We start from the raw sequence: 14,905 nt of genomic DNA, 5'->3' as shown, positions 1-14,905 counted from the left end.
CGGGAACCCCTCCAGGGTGTTTTTCCTAACTCATAATGGATAGGCTAAAGAGATGTTTTTCCCAACGCATCTCTCAAGTGCGGAGCGCATCATAGCAAACACGTTAAACCTGTAAAGGGTTTTTCTTATGGTTTTGTGTTAAATGCTGCCTTTTTGGGCAAAGATGGCGAAAAGTACGCATATTGCTCGTGAAGTGAACATCTGTACTAAGGTTTACGTACTAATAGGTAACACCTTGAGGTAATTAGCTTTCTGTATCGTGTTTGGTTCGTGTCATTCGTCATGAAACGTCAATTGAATTTAACTTAGATTTACACTTCTTGACGTTACAGCATTCATCAGTTGATAGAATACGGTTAATTTCATTTATAGATCTTAAATCTCACTTGCAGACCATTATTATGAAGCATAAAACTGTTTTAACCCTGCTTAGCTTGTCTATCATTATGGCGTCTCCAGCCGCACTAGCTAAACGTATGGGCCCTAGCACGGTCACTGTTGTTACCGAGCAAGTTGACATTCACCAAGTTAGCCAGTCTCTTTCTTTGGTCGGTAAGTTAGAAGCCGAGCAATCTGTAATGATCACTTCTGAAGTGGCTGGCAGAGTGAACTCTATTAACATCAAAGCCAATCAAGATGTCACCAAAGGGCAGATGTTGGTTCAACTCGATGACGACAAAGCAAAAGCTGCAGTTGCAGAAGCACAAGCATATTTAAAAGATGAAAAGCGTAAGCTTGCGGAATTTCAACGACTAGTGAAACGTAACGCGATCACTCAAACTGAAATTGACGCTCAGAAAACTAACGTAGAGATCGCCAATGCTCGCCTAGCAGCAGCTAACGCCAACCTTAAAGATCTACATATCAGTGCTCCTTTCTCTGGTACGGTCGGTTTTATCGACTTTAGCCGCGGTAAAATGGTGACATCAGGCACTGAACTTGTGACCTTAGATGATTTGTCGGTGATGCAGTTAGATCTTCAAATACCTGAGCGTTACCTTTCGAAATTGTCTAAAGGCATGACAGTAACGGCTCGCACCAGTGCGTGGGGCGATACTCAGTTCACGGGTACTGTGGTGGGTATTGATTCTCGTATTAACGCCGAAACTTTGAACCTTCGAGTTCGAATCCACTTCGATAACAACAATGATTACCTAAAACCGGGCATGTTAGTGGCGGCTGATATGGACTTCCCACCAGTAGAAGCCCCAATCATTCCAGTTCAAGCGCTTGAGTATTCAGGCACTAAGCGTTTCGTTTATGTGATTGGCGAAGATAACAAAGCGACTCGTACCGAAGTATTCCTCGGGGCTCGTCTTGATAACGAAGTCGTGATTGAAAAAGGCATCGAGATTGGTCAGAAGATCGTAGTACAAGGTATCGTGAACATGCGTGACGGTGTTTTGGTTCAAGAGCTTGCCGTCAATCGCCCTGCTAAACTTGATGAAAATACAGCAGCACAAGAAGGCGCTAACTAATGTTGTTATCTGATGTTTCTGTGAAGAGACCAGTAGCGGCTGTTGTATTGAGCCTGCTTTTGGTTGTGTTTGGTATTGTCTCTTTCAATAAGCTCGCAGTTCGTGAAATGCCCGATATTGAAAGCCCGGTGGTATCGATCAGTACTCGTTATGAAGGTGCATCAGCCACCATCATTGAAAGCCAAATCACCTCCAACCTTGAAGATCAGTTATCCGGCATCAGTGGTATCGATGAAATCGAATCTACGACACGAAACGGATCGTCACGAATCACCATCACCTTTGAACTTGGTTATGATCTTAATACCGGTGTCAGTGATGTGCGTGATGCGGTAGCGCGTGCTCAGCGTTCGTTGCCAGATGAAGCCGATGACCCGATTGTTTATAAGAACAATGGTAGTGGTGAAGCGTCGGTTTACATCAACCTCAGCTCAACCGAGATGGACCGAACGCAGTTAACCGATTACACCGAGCGTGTGTTGATTGACCGCTTTAGTTTGATCTCTGGTGTGAGCTCGGTGGGTATTTCTGGCGGTTTGTACAAAGTCATGTACGTCAAGCTGAAACCTGCGTTAATGGCGGGTCGTGGTGTTACCGCCTCTGATATTACACAAGCCCTACGTAACGAGAACATTGAAAGCCCGGGTGGCGAAGTGCGTAACGATGCGATTGTGATGTCGGTTCGTACTGCTCGTTCATATACTGACGCCAAAGATTTCGAATACCTAGTGGTGAAACGTGCTTCTGATAACACGCCAATTTACTTGAAAGATGTAGCGGATGTTTACATTGGCGCAGAAAACGAGAACTCGACCTTTAAGAGTGATGGCGTTGTTAACGTTAGTATGGGCATTGTGCCTCAGTCTGATGCCAACCCACTTGAGGTGGCTGATTTAGTTCACAAAGAAGTCGAAGCGATTCAAAAGTTCTTGCCTGACGGAACTCGTTTGGCTGTCGACTATGACTCCACTGTCTTTATTGACCGTTCGATCTCAGAGGTTTACAGCACACTCTTTATTACGGGTGGTTTGGTTATCCTCGTGCTTTACGTCTTCATTGGCCAAGCGCGTGCAACGCTGATTCCAGCCGTAACCGTTCCTGTATCGCTAATCTCGTCGTTTATTGCGGCGTATTACTTTGGCTTCTCTATCAACCTCATCACCTTGATGGCACTTATCCTGTCTATCGGTTTGGTGGTGGATGACGCTATCGTGGTGGTTGAGAATATTTTCCACCACATTGAACGTGGTGAATCACCATTGCTTGCGGCTTATAAAGGGACACGTGAAGTAGGCTTTGCAGTAATCGCAACCACGCTAGTATTGGTAATGGTGTTCCTACCCATCTCGTTTATGGACGGCATGGTAGGTCTTCTGTTTACTGAGTTCTCGGTACTGTTGGCGATGTCGGTAATCTTTTCATCTGTCATAGCATTAACCTTGACGCCGGTTCTGGGCAGCAAGATTTTAAAAGCGAACGTGAAACCTAATCGCTTCAATCAATTTGTTGAACGTGTGTTTGGTAAGTTAGAAGCTGGATACAAATCGGTATTGCGCCGTGCTCTAAACTGGCGTTGGGCTGCTCCAATCATCATTATTGCGTGTATGGGCGGTAGTTATGGTTTGATGCAACAAGTGCCTTCGCAACTGACGCCACAAGAAGACCGTGGTGTTATCTTTGCGTTTGTTCGTGGTGCCGATGCAACCAGTTACAACCGTATGTCTGCCAACATGGACATCGTTGAAGAGCGCCTAATGCCGCTCCTTGGTCAAGGGTTCTTGAAGTCATTCAGTATTCAATCGCCAGCGTTTGGTGGTAATGCGGGCGACCAAACGGGCTTCGTTATCATGATCCTAGAAGATTGGGACGAACGTGAAGAAACAGCACAACAAGCCTTGGGCGAGGTGCGTCAGTCTTTAGCGGGTATTCCTGATGTGCGTGTATTCCCGTTCATGCCGGGTTTCCGTGGTGGTTCGAATGAGCCTGTGCAATTTGTTCTGGGTGGCTCTGATTACTCTGAGCTTCAGAAATGGGGCGAACTGTTAAAGCAAGCCGCTGAAGACTCTCCAATGATGGAAGGTGCGGACATTGATTACTCTGAGAAAACACCAGAGTTGTTGGTAACCGTAGATAAGCAACGTGCAGCCGAGCTAGGTGTGAGTGTTTCGGACATTTCGGACACGTTAGAAATCATGCTGGGAGGTAAGAGTGAAACCACCTTTGTTGATCGTGGTGAAGAGTACGACGTGTACCTGCGTGGTGATGAGAACAGCTTTAATAACGCGAACGACTTAAGCCAAATCTACATGCGAACTCAGTCTGGTGAGTTGGTTACACTCGATACGCTGACGCACATTGAAGAAGTCGCTTCATCGATTCGTTTGTCGCACTACAACAAGCAGAAATCGGTGACCATTAAAGCGAACCTAATGGAAGGTTACACGCTGGGTGATGCACTCGACTTCCTTGATGAACAAGCGATTGAGCAGCTACCGGGTGATATTTCAGTGAGCTACTCAGGCGAGTCAAAAGACTTCAAAGAGAACCAATCGAGTATCTTAGTGGTGTTTGCGCTAGCGATGTTGGTCGCGTACTTGGTACTGGCCGCGCAGTTTGAAAGCTTCATTAACCCACTGGTGGTAATGTTCACCGTACCTATGGGTATCTTCGGTGGCTTCTTAGGTTTGGTGTTGATGAGTCAAGGGCTCAACGTCTACAGTCAAATTGGTATGATCATGTTGATCGGCATGGTAACCAAAAACGGTATCTTGATCGTGGAGTTTGCCAACCAACTTCGTGACCGTGGTATTGAGTTTGAAAAGGCGATCATTGATGCTTCAGCTCGACGTTTACGTCCAATCTTGATGACGGCGTTTACTACGTTAGCCGGTGCTATCCCATTGATTACTTCAACGGGCGCTGGCTATGAAAGCCGAGTAGCAGTGGGTACGGTTATCTTCTTCGGTATGGGCTTCGCGACATTGGTAACTCTGTTCGTAATCCCTGCGATGTATCGACTGATTTCTGGCACAACACGTTCTCCGGGTCACGTGGAAGCAGAGCTTAATAAAGAGCTTAGCCATGACAACGTGGGAAGAAGCAGTCACGGTTAATGAACACGCACGGCTAATGAACACGTACGCTTAATGAGCACGGAATAGTGTAACAATATTGAAAAGCCTGCGTTTGCTCCTAGCGAATGGCAGGCTTTTTTTGTATAACAAGCAGAGCTCAACGAATTAATACAATAAATCGAATAAAGGAAAGTAAAGTGGCTGAATTTAAATACAAAGATCTTTCTCAAGAAGAACAAGACAAGCTTGATGCAGCAACCTTTCGTCGCCTGCTAGCACACTTGGATGATAACAAAGATGTGCAGAACATCGACTTGATGATCTTGGCGGGTTTCTGCCGTAACTGTTTCAGCAAGTGGTACAAAGCAGAAGCTGAGCAACAAGGCCTAGACTTGGATATCGATGACGCTCGTGAGCGCATATATGGCATGACTTACGATGAGTGGAAACAAAACCATCAACCAAAAGCGACGCCTGAACAACTAGCGGCATTTGAAGCGAAGCAGAAGCCAGAGTAATTTGTTGTCGTTAGTGATTGATTAACAGAACAAAAAAAGAGCCCATCAACGGCTCTTTTTAATTTTGGTGTCGGTGCTTACCCTGTGGTTAAGCCAACTCACCTGTTTGCGAGAAAGCTTCCAACTTCGCTGCGTAAGGCTGTAGGTCACCGATATTCAGATTTACCCACTCGTCATTGAAGTAAGTGTCTAGGTAACGTTCACCGCTGTCACATAGCAAAGTCACGATAGAACCTTTCTCGCCACACGCTTTCATTTCACTGGCTAGCTGAAGCACACCGTACATGTTAGTACCGGTTGATGCGCCAACCTTGCGACCAAGAATGTCAGATAACCAATGCGTAGTTGCGATGCTTGCTGCGTCTGGGATTTTACGCATGTCGTCAACCACACCAGGAATGAAGCTTGGCTCTGCTCGTGGGCGACCAATGCCTTCAATTTTGCTGAATGTGTTGCCTTTCACGTTCGGATTACCTGTTTGGAAGTATTCGTGGAATACCGAGTTTTCAGGGTCAACAACACATAGCTTGGTTTCATGTTGTTGGTAGCGAATGAAACGGCCGATAGTTGCTGAAGTACCACCAGTGCCTGGGCTCATTACTACCCAAGTTGGAACAGGGTGATCTTCCATCTGCATTTGATTGAAAATCGAGTTCGCGATGTTGTTGTTACCACGCCAGTCGGTTGCGCGCTCAGCGTAAGTAAATTGGTCCATGTAGTGGCCATTCAGTTCTTCAGCTAAACGACGAGACTCATCGTAAATCTCATCTGAGCGATCAACAAGGTGCGCTTGGCCGCCGTAGAATTCAATCTGCTCAATTTTTTTCTTCGCTGTGCACTTAGGCATTACCGCAATAAACGGAAGACCAAGCAGGCGAGCAAAGTACGCCTCAGACACAGCAGTGCTGCCAGATGAAGATTCAATGATCGTTGTTTCTGGGCCAACCCAACCGTTACAAATCGCGTATAAGAACAGAGAACGCGCCAAACGGTGCTTCAAAGAGCCTGTTGGGTGTGTGCTTTCATCTTTAAGGTAGATATCAATGCCTTCGATACTTGGAAGGTCTAACTTGATAAGGTGCGTATCCGCTGAGCGTTGGTAGTCCGCTTCAATTTTACGAATCGCGTTGTTAATCCATTGATGGTCAGTGCACATAAGCGTTCTCCTGATCTTGTGTAGGAATTTCTTGTAATTGGTATGGTTATAATTTAACTAGAATTCGAGAGAAAAACTTTGCCATATTTGCTTTGTTTTGACTAAAATGTAGAAAATTATTCTATTTAAATACGATTTGGTGAAAGTGTGATAGATGCCGTAGATAAAAAGATATTAAGTTTGCTGCAAGAAGACAGCACGCTGTCATTGAACGATATTTCAGAGGCAGTCAACCTAACAACCACGCCCTGTTGGAAAAGACTGAAGCGTCTTGAAGAGAACGGTATTATTGAAAAAAGAGTGGCGTTGCTGAACCCTGAGAAGCTTGATCTTGCTTTTACCGCGTTCGTATTGGTGAAAACAAGCAACCATTCTCATGAGTGGTATGGCCGCTTTGTGAATACTGTGTCGGACTTTCCAGAAGTGATGGAGTTCTATCGAATGGCTGGCGAGTATGATTATATGATGAAGGTTCAGGTTAAAGACATGAAGTGCTTTGATGATTTCTACAAGCGCTTGGTGAATAGTATTGATGGTATATCTAATGTGACCTCGACATTTGCGATGGAACCATTGAAGTACACGACAGCATTGCCGCTTTAAGCTAAATCTAGCGTTACGCTAACTATTTCTCAGTTTAGATATTGCCTCAGCGATAAAGAAAAGGATTATTCATGTTTGCAAAAGTTTCGACTGCTATCCAATTGGTGCTGGCCGTTGCCGTTTTTTACTTGGGTTACACCATCTACTCCTTTACCAATAAAGTCGGTGAAATCGTTGATACTTATCCGCAGGTTATTGAGGATTTATCGGTATTGACTAAAGGTCTTAAAGTTGAAGAGTGGCTAGAGTTTGCATCTCATGTCGACGAGCTAGCCCCTAGAGTTTTAGATACTGTCGAAGACGTGAGAAAGACGATCGATGACGTGAATCAAACCGTAGCGTCGGTCGACAACAAAATCCCTGCGATATTAGATGAAGTTAAAAATGTTCGAACGGAAATTGAGCAGGTAAGAACTGATGTTATTCCACCAACATTAATTGAGTTAAAACGATATCGCGTAGACGTAATGCCACCAATGCTCGCTGAAAGTAAGTCTTACCGCGAACAGACTATTCCTGTCATCGTCACTGAGTCTGAAATGCTACGAGCGGAAGTCCCTGGTATTTTGGCACAAGCTAATTTGTTAGCTGATAAGAGTAAAGAGCTCGCTCAGGGAGCCGCAGAGGGCGCGGTGAAAGGCGTAGTGTTATCGCCATTTAATTTACTTAGAGACGCTGGCGATGGCATCAAAACACGAGTGCAAGGTGAATTCGAGCCTACGCCAGAAGCTGAGTAGAGTTTATGGATTCGAAGTAACGACTTTTCGTTAATATTAAAAATAGAGGCTAGGTACTAAACCTAGCCTCTATTTTTTTGTGCGTATTTTGGGCTTGTAAGAAGCGTTTATCCGTTACTTAGTAAAACGCATTACACCTTCTTGTACTGCCGTCGCTACGAGCTCACCTTTTTGGTTAAAGATCTCGCCGCGCACTAAGCCACGAGTGTTCGCCGCCGTTGGGCTTTCAATCGCATAAAGTAACCATTCGTCCATCTTGAACGGGCGGTGGAACCAGATTGAGTGGTCAATCGTCGCCACTTGGAAATTTGGTGTCATGATAGAGACTTCATGAGGATGAAGCGCCGTAACTAAGAACCCCCAATCCGATGCGTAAGCAAGTAGGTATTGATGAATTAATTGGTTGTCTGGCATCGCGCCATTTGCTCTTACCCAAAGGTACTGTTTCGCTTCCGTCTTCTTCGGGTTGAGTGGATTCACAACCGTCACCGGGCGCATCTCAATCGGCTTTTCGCCACAAAAGGTTTTGCGCAGTTTCTCTGGTAAGAATTCTGCAATGTGGCTCGCTAATTCAGTTTCTGAAGCAAAGTTCTCTGGTCCAGGAATATCAGGCATTGCAATCTGGTGCTCAAAACCTGGCGCATCGCCATGATAAGAAGCGGTGAGATAGAAAATAGGGCGGCCATTTTGAATCGCTTTCACACGGCGCGTGCTAAAGCTGCGTCCATCTCTTAGGTTCTCAACATCGTAAATGATTGGCTTTTCAGGATCACCGGGAAATAGAAAATAACTGTGGAAAGAGTGAACACTACGGTCGTCTTGAACGGTATAACGAGCAGCAGAAAGCGCTTGTCCCAATACTTGACCGCCATATACCTGTGGTAGGCCTAAGTTCTCACTTTGCCCGCGGAACAGACCTTCTTCTAGTTTCTCTAACTGAAGTAAATTGAGTAATTCTTTTAAAGGTTGACTCATCGCCAGCATGCCTCTTGGTAAAATAGGTGTCAGATTATGGTGTTAATCATTTAGCTTAGTCAGATATCTGTCAATAAATCATAGGGTTTCGAGACAGAATATGAAAGCTCTCTTATAATTGCTGAGTAGATTTGCCGAGTCCGGCAAACATGTTGAGAGAAATTGAATATGAAAAAGGCTCTAATTCTTATTACGTCTTTAGTATCGTTTGGCCTACTTGTGGGTTGCCAAGCAACATCAGAAACCAGTGCTTCTCAGGAAGTGGTTGCAGAGAACACTCAAGTGATTTCAGGAACAGTAAGCTACCGTGAAAGAATTGCATTGCCAGAGAATGCCGTAGTGACTGTTACGCTAGAAGACATCTCACTGGCTGACGCACCATCGACCGTTATCGCGACTCAAGAGTTCACCACAGACGGTAAGCAAGTTCCGTTCGCGTTCGAGCTGAGCTACGACAACAACAAGATTAAAGCTAACCACCGTTACAACATGCGCGCAACGATTCACGTTGACGGCAAACTGCGTTTCACAACAGACACGATTAAGTCAGTGATTACTGACGTAGAAAACACGCAACAAGCAGACCTACGTTTGGTTGGTGTCCGTTAAGTCGAAATCGATGCCACTGTTAAGGCATCTTGATTAAGCTTAATTTAGTCAGTTGAATAGACGATTAGTGGCAGCTCTAGGGCTGCCATTTGTATATTCTGAGTTTAACTTTTCCCGCGTCACTCACTTCAATCCCTTCTTCGAGCAGATGTTTCTTTTGGCGGTCAAACGAAGCCCCTTTCAAAGAGATCTCACCTTTACTATTGATCACCCGATACCAAGGCAGTTTGCTACCTTCTGGTAAATTACCTAATGCTCTACCTACATGTCGCGCATAACCCGGAAATCCTGAAAAACGTGCGATGTCTCCATAAGTTGTTACTTTCCCATATGGAATTTGGTGAATCACAGCAAAGATTTGGCTCAAAAATTGGTCCATACTAAATGTTCCTAGTTCATTAATACCACGGATCGGTAGAAGGAGAGAGCTATGGTTTTTTCGACATTTCAATTTCTAATTACGACATTATTAGCCGTTGTTTGCGCTAGAGCAATCAGTTTAAGTGAAGGGGACATCCCAGTGCTTGCTATGGTCATTCCTGCATTATGGATTCTGCCGCAGGGTGGTATCGCAGGTTTAGCTTTGCTTGCAGCCATGACGACTTACGGTTTAACCCTTCCTTTACAGCCAATCACGCTTTCAGTCAGTGCATGGGTGCTATTCCCACTGCTTATGGTTGTTTTCTCAAGACGCAGCAGTTTGTCCGTCGTGATTATTTCAGGCTTGATTGTTACCACCTTGCAGGTTGGGATTATGGTCACGCAATCGGCAGGAAAGCTTGATGGTGCACCTTGGATCACCACATTGCAGACGTTGTCTATCATCGTGATTTGGTGGGCCGCAAACCATCTGAAACCCGCGAGTCGACACAGCTGGTGGTCATTAGGATTGATCCTCCCATTGTGGATAGCCGATTTACCTTATGCCGCTTTGGTGGCTTTGTGTGTCACCGGTATCATGGCATCGATGGAAACACTCACTCGCTTGAAGACCTTCCGTTGGAATAAGCTACTGTGTTGGACATTGCCGACTGTAGGCTTTGCGGCTTTGGTGATAACCCCAAGTATCGAAGTGCCTAGTCCCGTTTTTGTGGTGTGGTTATGTTTGTTGGGCACCGCTTGGATGACAGATTACATCCTTCGCACCGAAGATAATGAAGACATCGATATTTAGCTCTTCTGTAACCAAACCTTCCAAATGCAGGTAAATGGCGAATTTACCTGCGATTTGCGAATGGGTTGAATAAAGGATAAGCACTTAGAACGTAATTGTTCAAAAATAGAGTGGAAGGGCTTGCAATGGTTGCTGCGATGCTTAATAATCCAATCACTCTTTGAGGCAAGCCTCTTAGAAAAAGAATCTATGGAGGCTCTGGTCCTCCCGCAACACTAACTTGTGAACTCGGTCAGGCCTGGAAGGGAGCAGCCGCAGCAGGCGACGTGTGTGCCGGGATGTGGCTGGGGCTTCCACCCATTTGAAGCCTGCAATATATGTTCGCATAAATTGCAGGCTTTCTTCATTTCTGCATCATAAGCCTTCATAGTCTATTTTTTGTTGTAGGTTTACAACAAAAGTGCTTTTGCTATGTACGACCAAACCAAAAAATCATCAGCTGTTCACAACATTTGTAAATTCATGAGTTTGAAAAATGACTCAGTTGTTCGAACAATGTCCATGCTTGAGTATGATTTTTGTTTGATCCGCCCCAGAAGTTTTGGACACTGAGTTAAGTGAGTACAATCACTAACGAGGTGAACAATGATAACTAGAAAACACGAATCAAATATACTCCTGAATTCAAAGCTGAAGCGCTTAAGTTAGCAGACAAAGTCGGTGTCGCTGCTGCCGCACGACAGCTATCGTTATATGAATCTCAAATCTATGGATGGCGTAAAGCCGTCAAAAAAGACGCGAAAATCAGCGATAGAGAAAGAGGACTCGCCACTGAGAATACCAAACTCAAACGATTATTAGCTGAGCAAGCTGAAGAGCTAGATATCGTAAAAAAGGCCGCCACCTACTTCGCGAAGAATCTAAAGTAGATTGCTATGAGTTTATGCTCGAACACCTCAATAAAGTGTCCATTTTTTAGTACGCCGATTTGTTTATATAATAATCAGCGACCTTGATGATCGATTTTTTTACCTGAGCAATTTGTTTTGAATGTGGACACCAAAGGGATATAGGAACCATTATTTCTTGTTTGATCTCGTCACATTTTATCTCTACCAAATTTTCAGTCACATATTCAGAGTCAATTATCGATTTTGGTAAAAGAGCCCAGCCAAAATCATCTTGGACAAGCTTAACAATGACTGCTAATTGATCAACATATTCATGTTTCGAAGAAACAACAGCCTTCTCCGTCATGTTATCGTCGACCATAGATTTCAGTACAAACTGGCGTAAAGACTTCATCGTTGAGAGTGTTTCGTTTGTTGGCTTAGCAGATAGTTCACTTGCTGCATGAGCAAACGGAACAAAAGGCATATTCCCCAAAAAAGTAAAATCAATACTATTAATCACTTTGCTTTCATATATGTTCACAATCCCAAAATGAATACTTCCGTCTTCAATTCCTGCTTTTATTTCTGGTTTCGTTCTGACCAAAAAATTAACGCTCATGGATGGGAAATCTTCATAAAGCTGTCGACGAATTTTAGAAACAACGTGATGAGGTAAAAAGCTCGCATAAGCAATCGTCACCGACTCTAACGCGCCAAATGAAAGACTCAATGCAAATCTATCAAGCGTTTTTGCCTGCTCTAGTATTTGCTTTGCGTAATGATAAAGGAGTACTGCATCTTCAGTGGGTTCGACACTGCGGCTCAACCTATCGAATAAGGTGATCGCTAACTGGTCTTCTAAACTCGTGATGACTTGTGCAACCGTTGTTCGGTGCTTGTTTAATTTTATCGCCGCTTTACTAAAAGCTTGTTGTTCATATACCGCAACGAAAGTATTTAATTGTTCAAGACTAAAGTTCATGTCATGCCCTGCGATCCCTCATATTCGATAATAAATCCTACCACCAGAATCTGTATTAACCAATACAGCGTCTGTTTTTCTTATCAAACAACACATTTCTATCAACATGCTCTAACTTTCATTCAAGATATCTTCCCAAATACACTTTAATCAAACGAACTAATATATTTTTATCACGAGAAACTGAGCTCCCCCTTTGGCGGCGCTGTTTGGATAACAATGATGGTTTGAGTCCATCGCTAGCGAGTTAATGAGTATAAAAACCTTATGTAAAGTTGCGTCATTGCTTCAGCAACTTAACTTAAAAAACTCAGGAACTTCCCATGACTACACTCAAAATGACCGCTTTATCTACAGCTTTACTTGCTACCATTTCTATTTCAGCATTTGCTGATGACACTCAAAAAGTTGACCCGTCCGATATGACTCGCGCTAGTACTAATATGTATGTGGCAACCAACAACATAGGTGATCTAAAGCTATCGGGCGCTCTATCATATACTTATGACAATGGGCAGATGTCTATGGTCACATTGGAAGGCTCAATGGATAATGAAGGTAAATATAAAGACAGCCGAGCTCAATACTTCCATGTGTTCAATGTAAATAATGCCATGACACCTCGTGTAGCCGCATCATTAGATATCATTGATAATGCAAGCTTTACTACAGCTGCAGTCGGTGGTGTTGCTATTTTTAGAACTCCAATAGACTCCCTGACCTTTTTTGGCCGCGCAGCAGTGATGGGCGGTGAATATTCAGACAGTACAACTAGTGCCTTCGGTGTGACAGACAATAGCATCGTAGGTGGTATGGCTGCTGCTTATGCAGTTTGGAAGCCGGGCGCCGATGGTACTTATTTTGCAGCCTACCCAGAATTTACGTATATGGATGGTGATATTGAAACGAGTACTGTTAAAACTACCCTACTCGCAGCAACTCCTTTTTCGGCAGACAAAACACGTTGGGGACAAGTCAAGGTTGAGAATACTTATGGAAGCATGGAATCAACCAATCAAAAACTAGACATTGACGACACCGTGGTTTGGTTCCAATACAAAGTATTCTTCTAAAGCGCCCAAAATCCACAATACGTTCAAAGGCGAATCGAGAGATTCGCCTTTTTTTAGTTTTGTTTTCCTTACACCCTGTCACTCTTCTTTATTAAAATAGCCACGATTTACTACTCAGTTCGGCCTTACCACAAGCGATAATGGATCGCTCTGTAAATGTAAAGATATCGTGATACTTAATCACGCACTCACAGGGAATCAATAACCAAGCTCAGCAAACAAAAAAACGCCAGTCAGGCGACTGGCGTTACAAAAAAATAAAACTTATTCAATGTCCAAACCTATCAATGATTAACCACATTAGGTGGCAATCACCGTGCATAATTAGCGGCTAAAATATTTAGCAATCTCACGAGCATAAGTTTCTTCTTGGTTTTTACCGTCACTGGTTGAAAAGAAAGATATAACTAAATCTTTTTCTGGTGAAATATACATACCTTGACCGCCAACACCTGCCTTGAATAAATCGCCGTCCTCAAAGATTGCATCAAATTGATAACCATTCTTGATGTTTGTGTCGTTGTAGAAAGAGTTTTCCATCATCTTGCCAACATAACCACCACCGTAAGCTTCTGGTTTACCAGAGTCTTGAATTAACGTAATGACTTCTTCACTAACACCACCATTACCCAACTTTGTGGCTGACGGAGTAAGTAACATACCGAATTTAGTCATATCTTCAATTGTGGTATTCATTGAGAAAAACATTAAAGGGTATCCCCCTTGTGGAGAAACGACAGTATAAGCATCATTATTAGCCCCCATCTTCTGCCACATATCACGACTGACAATCTCATTCATGGGTAAGTTACGAACGTTCTCAATAAGGCGAGCTAGAACAAACGTATTAATGGAATTGTATTCGAATGTTTTTCCGCCCGGTGCTCTTCGCTTCATTTCAGCAAGTACTTCAAGTGGGCTTTGGTTGCCTTGATCTTCAAACACGCCAATAGAAACCGCCCATTTAAACCAAGGTTGTTCTGGATTTATACGTGAGTCAGCCTCTGGCTCATCGTGTTCTGTTGCGTTCAAGCCTGTCGCCATATTTGCAGTATCAGAAACGGATACGGTATCCCAGTCAGATCCCTTTAATTCAGGAATGTATTTAGAAATAGGATCACTCGGGTTAACTTTACCTTCGTTGACCAATTTAGCCAGCTCGATACCTACTGTGATTTTTGAATTTGAAAACCAATTATGCTTGTCTGTTTTTCGCATCGTGTTGTAACGCTCAAAGACAACCTCTCCACTCTTAACAACAAGAAAAGCATCGACAGGGTAGGAATCTAGGTGTTCATTTAGAGTTTTACTCTCACCGTGTACAGTCGCTGATATTTCACCAATATTTTGATCAATTTGATATGGGAATTGATACACAGGTCCATCACGTTCAATTTGAGCGGTAGGGTAGAAACGACTTAGGTTCTGCCAAGCAAACTTGGATTGCTCGATAGGAAACTGAAGTTTAACTCGATTGCCTTTTTTCAAAAAAAGTCATGAGTGTTGTAAACATCTACATTTGTGGATGATTCATTAACGCTCTCATTAGCACACGATGAGCCTGCTGACAGAGCCGTTACTATGGATATAGCGATTAAGCTTTTCATATTGGTTTCCTATTGGTATATAAGTGCTGTAGGGCAAACTGCATGCAAAAGCTGCGAGCCAGTTGCCTTTGTTAATACAGATACGG

The 14,905-nt window shown here is 43.7% G+C and carries 12 protein-coding genes, 1 other RNA gene and 3 pseudogenes; 11 read left to right on the top strand and 5 right to left on the bottom strand.

Translation table 11 applies throughout. The features are described 5' to 3' along the window. Positions 1-401 precede the first annotated feature (401 nt). The 3 genes from AB4407_RS19785 (at position 402) to AB4407_RS19775 (ending at position 5,070) form a co-directional block, all read left to right on the top strand. Complete coding sequence (locus AB4407_RS19785) at positions 402-1,478, top strand: efflux RND transporter periplasmic adaptor subunit (RefSeq protein ID WP_116927948.1); 1,077 nt, start codon at positions 402-404, stop codon at positions 1,476-1,478. Beyond that, positions 1,478-4,591 (top strand): vibriobactin export RND transporter permease subunit VexH, encoded by a 3,114-nt coding sequence (gene vexH / locus AB4407_RS19780; protein ID WP_372121728.1) that lies wholly within the window; start codon positions 1,478-1,480, stop codon positions 4,589-4,591. Before AB4407_RS19785 ends, vexH begins: the two co-directional genes overlap by 1 nt. A 158-nt stretch (positions 4,592-4,749) precedes the next feature. Beyond that, positions 4,750-5,070 (top strand): DUF1244 domain-containing protein, encoded by a 321-nt coding sequence (locus AB4407_RS19775; RefSeq protein WP_048658194.1) that lies wholly within the window; start codon positions 4,750-4,752, stop codon positions 5,068-5,070. Between the two features lie 88 nt (positions 5,071-5,158). On the opposite strand, the gene AB4407_RS19770 is transcribed toward AB4407_RS19775, so the two are convergent. Beyond that, on the bottom strand, positions 5,159-6,226 hold the full coding sequence (locus AB4407_RS19770) for a PLP-dependent cysteine synthase family protein (protein WP_372121727.1): 1,068 nt from the start codon (positions 6,224-6,226) through the stop codon (positions 5,159-5,161). Positions 6,227-6,373: 147 nt separating this feature from the next. Here AB4407_RS19770 and AB4407_RS19765 point away from each other — a divergent pair, with 147 nt between their 5' ends. Next, positions 6,374-6,829 (top strand): Lrp/AsnC family transcriptional regulator, encoded by a 456-nt coding sequence (locus AB4407_RS19765; protein WP_029223439.1) that lies wholly within the window; start codon positions 6,374-6,376, stop codon positions 6,827-6,829. A 71-nt stretch (positions 6,830-6,900) separates the two neighbouring features. Then, on the top strand, positions 6,901-7,566 hold the full coding sequence (locus AB4407_RS19760; RefSeq protein WP_132762536.1) for a hypothetical protein: 666 nt from the start codon (positions 6,901-6,903) through the stop codon (positions 7,564-7,566). Between the two features lie 114 nt (positions 7,567-7,680). Here the strand turns inward: AB4407_RS19760 and tesB are convergent, their stop codons facing one another. Beyond that, the gene (gene tesB, locus AB4407_RS19755) at positions 7,681-8,541 is read right to left on the bottom strand and encodes an acyl-CoA thioesterase II (RefSeq protein ID WP_048664245.1); all 861 of its coding nucleotides are present in this window, start codon (positions 8,539-8,541) and stop codon (positions 7,681-7,683) included. A gap of 168 nt (positions 8,542-8,709) precedes the next feature. On the opposite strand from tesB, the gene AB4407_RS19750 reads away from it, so the two are divergent. Continuing rightward, the gene (locus AB4407_RS19750) at positions 8,710-9,150 is read left to right on the top strand and encodes a YbaY family lipoprotein (protein ID WP_009847253.1); all 441 of its coding nucleotides are present in this window, start codon (positions 8,710-8,712) and stop codon (positions 9,148-9,150) included. A gap of 76 nt (positions 9,151-9,226) precedes the next feature. Here AB4407_RS19750 and AB4407_RS19745 read toward each other — a convergent pair whose 3' ends face one another. Beyond that, positions 9,227-9,529 (bottom strand): MGMT family protein, encoded by a 303-nt coding sequence (locus AB4407_RS19745; protein WP_372121726.1) that lies wholly within the window; start codon positions 9,527-9,529, stop codon positions 9,227-9,229. Between the two features lie 51 nt (positions 9,530-9,580). Here AB4407_RS19745 and AB4407_RS19740 point away from each other — a divergent pair, with 51 nt between their 5' ends. From AB4407_RS19740 to AB4407_RS19725, 4 genes and pseudogenes are all read left to right on the top strand, one after another. Beyond that, the gene (locus AB4407_RS19740; RefSeq protein WP_372121725.1) at positions 9,581-10,324 is read left to right on the top strand and encodes a hypothetical protein; all 744 of its coding nucleotides are present in this window, start codon (positions 9,581-9,583) and stop codon (positions 10,322-10,324) included. 196 nt (positions 10,325-10,520) lie between these two features. Further along, positions 10,521-10,617, top strand: an RNA gene (gene ffs, locus AB4407_RS19735) — signal recognition particle sRNA small type. Between the two features lie 118 nt (positions 10,618-10,735). Continuing rightward, positions 10,736-10,846: pseudogene (locus AB4407_RS19730) on the top strand (endonuclease); the annotation flags it as partial. Positions 10,847-10,929: 83 nt separating this feature from the next. After that, positions 10,930-11,222, top strand: a pseudogene (locus AB4407_RS19725) (transposase); the annotation flags it as partial. Positions 11,223-11,239: 17 nt separating this feature from the next. Here the strand turns inward: AB4407_RS19725 and AB4407_RS19720 are convergent. Continuing rightward, positions 11,240-12,139: a LysR family transcriptional regulator gene (locus AB4407_RS19720; protein WP_372121724.1), complete on the bottom strand. Its 900-nt coding sequence runs from the start codon at positions 12,137-12,139 to the stop codon at positions 11,240-11,242. Between the two features lie 323 nt (positions 12,140-12,462). On the opposite strand from AB4407_RS19720, the gene AB4407_RS19715 reads away from it, so the two are divergent. Next, positions 12,463-13,212, top strand: a complete 750-nt coding sequence (locus tag AB4407_RS19715; protein WP_372121723.1) for a hypothetical protein — start codon at positions 12,463-12,465, stop codon at positions 13,210-13,212. Between the two features lie 324 nt (positions 13,213-13,536). On the opposite strand, the pseudogene AB4407_RS19710 reads toward AB4407_RS19715, so the two are convergent. Next, positions 13,537-14,819 (bottom strand): annotated as a pseudogene (locus AB4407_RS19710) (serine hydrolase domain-containing protein). Positions 14,820-14,905 lie beyond the last annotated feature (86 nt).

The sequence above is a fragment of the Vibrio sp. 10N.261.46.E11 genome (assembly GCF_041472735.1).
Lineage (GTDB): Bacteria > Pseudomonadota > Gammaproteobacteria > Enterobacterales > Vibrionaceae > Vibrio.
This window is presented reverse-complemented; position numbering and strand designations above follow the sequence as displayed.